6 protein-coding genes are annotated in these 6,405 nt (G+C 62.3%); 3 read left to right on the top strand and 3 right to left on the bottom strand.

Annotated elements, in window-relative coordinates:
* The first annotated feature begins 113 nt into the window (after positions 1–113).
* Both AC07NR_RS28185 and AC07NR_RS28190 read left to right on the top strand, forming a co-directional pair.
* Complete coding sequence (locus AC07NR_RS28185; RefSeq protein ID WP_495079931.1) at positions 114–1,202, top strand: DUF1615 domain-containing protein; 1,089 nt, start codon at positions 114–116, stop codon at positions 1,200–1,202.
* A gap of 88 nt (positions 1,203–1,290) precedes the next feature.
* The gene (locus AC07NR_RS28190) at positions 1,291–1,914 is read left to right on the top strand and encodes a glutathione S-transferase (protein WP_495079932.1); all 624 of its coding nucleotides are present in this window, start codon (positions 1,291–1,293) and stop codon (positions 1,912–1,914) included.
* Here AC07NR_RS28190 and AC07NR_RS28195 read toward each other — a convergent pair whose 3' ends face one another.
* Positions 1,915–2,355, bottom strand: coding sequence for a CBS domain-containing protein (locus AC07NR_RS28195; RefSeq protein WP_085712511.1), 441 nt, complete (start codon positions 2,353–2,355; stop codon positions 1,915–1,917). It abuts the gene before it with no gap.
* Between the two features lie 188 nt (positions 2,356–2,543).
* Between AC07NR_RS28195 and AC07NR_RS28200 the strand changes: the two genes are divergently transcribed.
* Positions 2,544–4,904, top strand: coding sequence for a DNA polymerase II (locus AC07NR_RS28200; RefSeq protein WP_495079933.1), 2,361 nt, complete (start codon positions 2,544–2,546; stop codon positions 4,902–4,904).
* On the opposite strand, the gene AC07NR_RS28205 is transcribed toward AC07NR_RS28200, so the two are convergent.
* Together AC07NR_RS28205 and AC07NR_RS28210 are read right to left on the bottom strand one after the other, a co-directional pair.
* A complete protein-coding gene (locus tag AC07NR_RS28205; protein WP_085712507.1) occupies positions 4,869–5,339 on the bottom strand; it encodes a DUF1810 domain-containing protein in 471 nt (156 codons plus the stop codon). The genes AC07NR_RS28200 and AC07NR_RS28205 overlap by 36 nt on opposite strands.
* A 29-nt stretch (positions 5,340–5,368) precedes the next feature.
* Positions 5,369–6,190, bottom strand: coding sequence for an aldo/keto reductase (locus AC07NR_RS28210; protein ID WP_134827457.1), 822 nt, complete (start codon positions 6,188–6,190; stop codon positions 5,369–5,371).
* Positions 6,191–6,405 lie beyond the last annotated feature (215 nt).

Here is a 6,405-nt window from a genome sequence, read left to right on the forward strand (position 1 = left end):
CCAGTTCGCCTGCCAAACGGGGCGATGGAACAGTGTCGCCGGCCCGCAGTCCTATCTTGCAACCCGGGATTGGGCGTAGGGTAAACCCGGCTCAACGGACTTTATGGAGCGTTATGCAAAGCCCTCGATTATTTCTCAGCCTCGCCGCGCTGCTGGTGCTGGCTGGTTGCGCCGGGCAGCGCAGCCAGGAACCGGCCCCGCGCCCGCCGGCCGAGGTCAAGGCGCAGATCGTGCACCTGCTGCCGGCGAAAACCGCCGACCGCCAGGGCTGGGCCACGGACATCTACACCGCGTTCGCCGCCCAGGGCATCAGCCCGACCACGCAAAACCTGTGTTCGGTGCTGGCCGTCGCCGAGCAGGAGTCCACCTTTCAGGTCGACCCGCCAGTGCCCGGCCTGGGCAAGATCGCCCGCGACGAAATCGACCGGCGCGCCGCCAAAGTGCACATCCCGAGCCTGCTGGTCAGCGGCGCCTTGCAGGTGCGCTCACCCAACGGCAAGAGCTACAGCGAACGCCTGAGCGCGGCACGCACCGAGAAAGACCTGAGCGCGATTTTCGATGACTTCATCGACATGGTGCCGATGGGGCGCACGCTGTTTGGCGGCTTCAACCCGGTGCACACCGCCGGGCCGATGCAGGTCAGCATCGAATTCGCCGAGCAGCACGCCAAGGGTTATCCGTATCCGGTGAACGGCACGATTCGCCACGAAGTGTTCACCCGCCGAGGCGGCATGTACTTCGGCATTGCCCATTTGTTGGGTTATCCGGTGAGTTATCGCGAACCGCTGTACCGTTTCGCCGACTTCAACGCCGGGTGGTACGCCAGTCGCAACGCGGCGTTTCAGAATGCGGTCAGTCGCGTGTCGGGTGTGCCGCTGGCGCTGGATGGCGACCTGATCCGCTACGACTCGATCATGCCGGGCACCACCGAACTGGCGGTACGCAAGCTTGGCAAGTCATTGGGCATGCGCAATCCGGTGATCCGCGAGCAACTGGAGAAGGGCAACACCCTGGGATTCGAGGAGACCAAACTGTATCAACGGGTCTTCGAACTGGCGGACAAGGCCGAAGGCAAATCATTGCCCCGGGCGGTGCTGCCGGGGATTGTCCTGCAAAGCCCGAAGATCACCCGCAAACTGACCACCGCGTGGTTCGCCAAACGGGTCGACGAGCGTTATCGGCGCTGCATGACCCGGGATTGACGCTTCAGTCATCGGTTCGCGGCGGCGATATCCGCCGCGCCTTCTACACTCCTGAGCAGACGGGGAGTCGCTATTTAGAGGGGGGAACATGTATCAACTTTACGGTCACAGGAATTCAGGGGCAGCGGCCATCGAGGCAGCGCTCGAACTGTGTCAGGTCGCATACCGCTTCATCGATGTCGAAGCCAGCGCCGAAGCGGCACAGGAGCTGGCCAGGCTCAATCCGCTCAAACAGATTCCGACCCTGCAATTGCCCGATGGCAGCGCACTCACCGAAAGCGCGGCGATCCTGATTCACCTGGGCCTGAGCTTTCCCAAGTCAGGCCTGCTGCCGGCCGATACCGCTGACCGTGACCAGTCCATTCGTGGACTGGTGTACATCGTCAGCAATTGCTACGGGGCCATCGGCGTCATTGATTACCCCGAGCGTTGGCTGGTGATGCCGGACGAAGCATCGCGGCAGAACCTCATGGCCGGCGCCCGTGAGCGATTGCACTGGATGTGGGAAGTGTTCGCCGACCAGTTTTCCGCAGAACTCTATCTGGACGATGAAACACCGGGGGCGCTGGATGTCCTGGCCGCAGTGGTCACGCGCTGGGCCGGCACCCGCGAACACCTGCGCCAGGCCCGGCCGGGGTTTTATGCGTGGCTGCAACGCATCGACCGGCACCCGGTGCTGGCGCCGGTCTTTGCAAGGCATTGGCCCGGTTGATCATTCCCCGCGAATGTACTGCTCCAGCTGTTTGATCAGTTCAGCCTGTTCGGCAATCGCTTCCTTGACCAGGTCGCCGATCGACAGCAGGCCCAGCAGCTTGCCGTTTTCCACCACCGGCAAGTGACGCAGGCGTTTGTCGGACATGATGCTCAGGCAGGTGTCGACGGTCTGGTGGGTGTCCACCGTGATCACGTTCGCCACCATGATGTCGCGCACCGGTGTGCCGACTGACGAGCGCCCATGCAGCACCAGTTTGCGCGCGTAATCACGTTCGCTGATGATGCCCACCACTTTTTCGTCTTCCACCACGAGCAGGGCGCCGACGTTTTTCTCGGCCATCTTCATCAGCGCTTCGAGCACCATGTGATCGGGCTTGATCTGGTGCACTTCCTGATTTTTCTGATCTTTGAGCTTGAGCAGCTGGGCGACGGTTTTCATGGCGGTTACTCAGGTGTTGTCGTTGTTCTCCAAGCATCGTAGACCGTGGCGCACAGAGCAAGGTCGCAAAACGGCAGATAACACGCAAAAAACGTCATTTGACGGTTTTTTCCTGGCGAGGCCTTTGCCACCGGAGGCTGCAATGCCGCGTAGAATGCCTGTCTGAATCAATTCTTGAGGTCGCAGTGGTGGATTTACAGCAGGGCTTCGTCCTGACCCGGCATTGGCGCGACACCCCGGCCGGCACCGAAGTCGAGTTCTGGCTGGCGACCGACGCCGGGCCGCGCCGCGTGCGCCTGCCGCATCAGCTGTCGGTGGCATTTATTCCGGCGGCGCAGCGCGAGCAGGCCGAGCGCGTGTTGGCGGACGAAAAGAACGTCGAACTGCGTCCCCTGGCTTTGCAGGATTTCGAGCATCGCCCGGTACTCGGGCTGTATTGCCAGCAGCACGGCCAGTTGATGCGTCTGGAAACCGCGCTTAACCGCCACAGTGTCGATGTCTTCGAAGCCGATGTGCGACCGCCCGAGCGCTACCTGATGGAGCGTTTCATCACCGCGCCGGTGTGGTTCAGCGGTACGCTCGATGCCGAGGGTGTGCTGCTCGACGCCCACCTCAAGCCTTCACCCGACTATCGTCCGCAACTGCGGCTGGTCTCGCTGGACATCGAAACCACCGAGCAGGGCGAACTGTACTCCATCGCGCTGGAAGGCTGCGGCGAGCGCCAGGTGTATATGCTCGGTGCGCCGAACGGCGATGACAGCATCGTCGACTTCGATCTTGAGTACTGCGAATCGCGCACCCTGATCCTGAAGAAACTCAACGACTGGTTTGCCCGCCACGACCCCGACGCGATCATCGGCTGGAACCTCGTGCAGTTCGATTTGCGCATCCTCCACGAACACGCCCGGCGCCTCGGCGTGCCGCTCAAGCTCGGGCGCGGCGGCGAGGAAATGCAGTGGCGCGAACACGGCAGCCGCACTCATTACTTTGCGGCAGCGGCGGGGCGGTTGATCATCGATGGCATCGAATCCCTGCGTTCGGCGACCTGGAGCTTCCCCTCGTTCAGCCTGGAAAACGTCGCCCAGACCCTGCTCGGCGAGGGCAAGTCCATCGACAACCCGTACCAGCGCATGGACGAGATCAACCGCATGTTCGCCGAGGACAAACCGGCGCTGGCCAAGTACAACCTCAAGGACTGCGAACTGGTCACGCGGATCTTCGCCAAAACCGAGCTGCTGAAGTTCTTGCTGGAGCGCGCCAGCGTCACCGGCCTGCCGGCGGATCGCAGCGGCGGGTCGGTGGCGGCGTTCACTCATTTGTACATGCCGTTGATGCATCGCCAGGGTTTTGTGGCGCCGAACCTTGGCACCAATCCGCCGCAGGCCAGCCCCGGCGGGTTTGTCATGGACTCGCAGCCGGGGCTGTACGAATCGGTGCTGGTGCTCGACTACAAGAGCCTTTATCCGTCGATCATCCGCACCTTCCTGATCGACCCGGTTGGGTTGATCGAAGGTTTGCAGCATCCGGATGACGCCGATTCGGTACCGGGCTTTCGCGGCGCTCGTTTCTCGCGCACTCGGCATTGCCTGCCGTCCATCGTCGCCCGGGTCGCCGAGGGCCGCGAGACCGCCAAACGCGAACACAACGCGCCGCTGTCCCAGGCGCTGAAGATCATCATGAACGCCTTCTACGGCGTGCTCGGTTCCAGCGGTTGCCGGTTTTTCGATACGCGGCTGGCATCGTCGATCACCTTGCGCGGTCACGAAATCATGCTGCGCACCCGGCAGTTGATCGAGGCACAAGGGCATGCGGTGATTTATGGCGATACCGATTCGACGTTCGTCTGGCTGCGTCGTCCCCACGGTCAGGAAGAGGCGGCGACCATCGGCCGGGCGTTGGTGCAGCACGTCAACGACTGGTGGCGCGAACATGTGCGCGAACAGTACGGGCTGGAAAGCGCCCTCGAACTGCAGTTCGAAACTCACTACAAACGTTTTTTGATGCCGACCATTCGCGGTGCTGAGGAAGGCAGTAAAAAGCGCTACGCCGGACTGGTGACTCGCGCCGATGGCAGCGAGGAAATGGTCTACAAAGGCCTGGAAACCGTGCGCACCGACTGGTCGCTGCTGGCCCGGCAATTCCAGCAGGAACTGTACGAGCGGATTTTCCAACGTAAGCCGTATCAGGATTACGTGCGTGAATACGTGCGCAAGACCCTGGCCGGCGAGTTCGACGAGCGACTGGTCTACCGCAAGCGCCTGCGCCGCACCCTCGACGACTACGAACGCAACGTTCCGCCCCACGTGCGTGCGGCGCGACTGGCTGACGATTACAACGCGCAGCACGGGCGGCCACGGCAATACCAGAACGGTGGCTGGATCAGCTACGTCATCACTCTGGCTGGCCCTGAGCCGCTGGAAGTACGCCGCGCGGCCATCGACTACGACCACTACATCACCCGCCAGCTACAACCGGTGGCGGATGCGATCCTGCCGTTTGTCGACGACGATTTCTCAACCCTGATCGGGGGGCAACTGGGCCTGTTTTGAGTCCAGCAACTGCAGGGTCCATTCGTCCTGAATGCCGTGGAAGTAACGCTCCAGCGCCTGATGCCAGAGGCTGTCGTCGTCCGCGAACTGGGCGAACAGGGTCATCGATGAGTGAAATTTCAGGTCGTCCGGGTGGCCGAAAATTTCGGCAATCGAACGCTGCGGCACATTGAGCACAAGCTGCGCGCAGGTGCGCAGCCGGGCGCCGAGCAGTTCATGGGCCAGATAGGCCCGTGCTTCACCGGCGGAGCCGATGGCGAAGCGCCGGGACATCTCGCTGCCGCCGAGCCCGGCGAACTGCGGGAACACAAACCACATCCAGTGGCTGCGCTTGCGGCCCTCACCGAGCTCGCGCTGGACCCGCTCGAACACCGGGTCCTGGGCGAGCACGAAACGTTGCAGGTTGAATGGATCGTCCTGATCAGTGCTTCTCATGGCGAAGCCCTCTGTCAGTCGGCGGTGGCTCAGACCATGGCCAGCCGCTGCTTGCGTTGTGGCGCGTGAAACGCCTGGTCCAGCGCCGCCAGATCCCCGGCATCGAGTTGCAGCTGCGCCGCTTGTGCATTGAGCTGCACGTGTTCCGGGCGCACGGCCTTGGGAATCGCAATCACCCCATCCTGACGCAGAATCCACGCCAGCGAAACCTGTGCCGGGGTCACGCCGTGACGAGCGGCAATCTGTTTCAGCACCGGCTCGGCCAGCATCGCGCCACCCTGGCCGATCGGGCAGTACGCCATCAGTGGCATGCGCTGTTGTTGGCACCAAGGCAGCAGGTCGAACTCGATGCCGCGCTCTTCCAGGTTGTACAGCACCTGATTGGTCGCACAGGCCGATGAAGACAGTTCTTCGAGGTCGTCCACGTCGAAGTTCGACACGCCCCAGCGCCCGATCTTGCCGTCCTCGCGCAGGCGCTCGAAGGCCTCGACGGTTTCGTCCAGCGGATACTGGCCGCGCCAGTGCAGCAGATAGAGGTCGATGTAATCGGTGTCGAGCCGGCGCAGGCTGCGTTCGCAAGCCTGGGGAATGCCTTTGCGGCTGGCGTTGTGCGGGTAGACCTTGCTCACCAGGAACACTTGATCGCGCAGGCCGGCGATGGCTTCACCGACCACGCTTTCGGCACCGCCCTCGGCGTACATTTCGGCGGTGTCGATCAGGGTCATGCCCAGCTCGATGCCGCTGCGCAGGGCCGCCACTTCACGCTTGTGCGCCGAACGGTCTTCGCCCATGCGCCAGGTGCCCTGGCCAATCACCGGAACCTGCACGCCAGCCAGTTCGAGGGTACGCATTCAAACCTCCTATCTGAAAACGGTCGATACCTTTAAGTGGGCAGCAGGATAGCCCATGGGTTCCAAATGAGGTGTGTCAGCCCGTTGAGGCGATTATGGCGAGGTTCTGTTGCTGCGATGTATTGAAAGGGCGTTTAGGAACTGCGCAAAAAGTTGCGCAGTTGTCCGTAATAAAACCACGGTCAAAACCCCGGCAGGCCTTGCCAATCAAGGCC

This window comes from Pseudomonas sp. GW821-FHT09C09 (assembly GCF_059418105.1).

What these genes read in the sequence shown, in the direction of transcription:
- AC07NR_RS28185 (WP_495079931.1), top strand. Translation starts at nt 114, where the DNA reads ATGCAAAGCCCTCGATTATTTCTCAGCCTCGCCGCGCTGCTGGTGCTG.
- AC07NR_RS28190 (WP_495079932.1), top strand. Translation starts at nt 1,291, where the DNA reads ATGTATCAACTTTACGGTCACAGGAATTCAGGGGCAGCGGCCATCGAG.
- AC07NR_RS28195 (WP_085712511.1), bottom strand. Translation starts at nt 2,355, where the DNA reads ATGAAAACCGTCGCCCAGCTGCTCAAGCTCAAAGATCAGAAAAATCAG.
- AC07NR_RS28205 (WP_085712507.1), bottom strand. Translation starts at nt 5,339, where the DNA reads ATGAGAAGCACTGATCAGGACGATCCATTCAACCTGCAACGTTTCGTG.
- AC07NR_RS28210 (WP_134827457.1), bottom strand. Translation starts at nt 6,190, where the DNA reads ATGCGTACCCTCGAACTGGCTGGCGTGCAGGTTCCGGTGATTGGCCAG.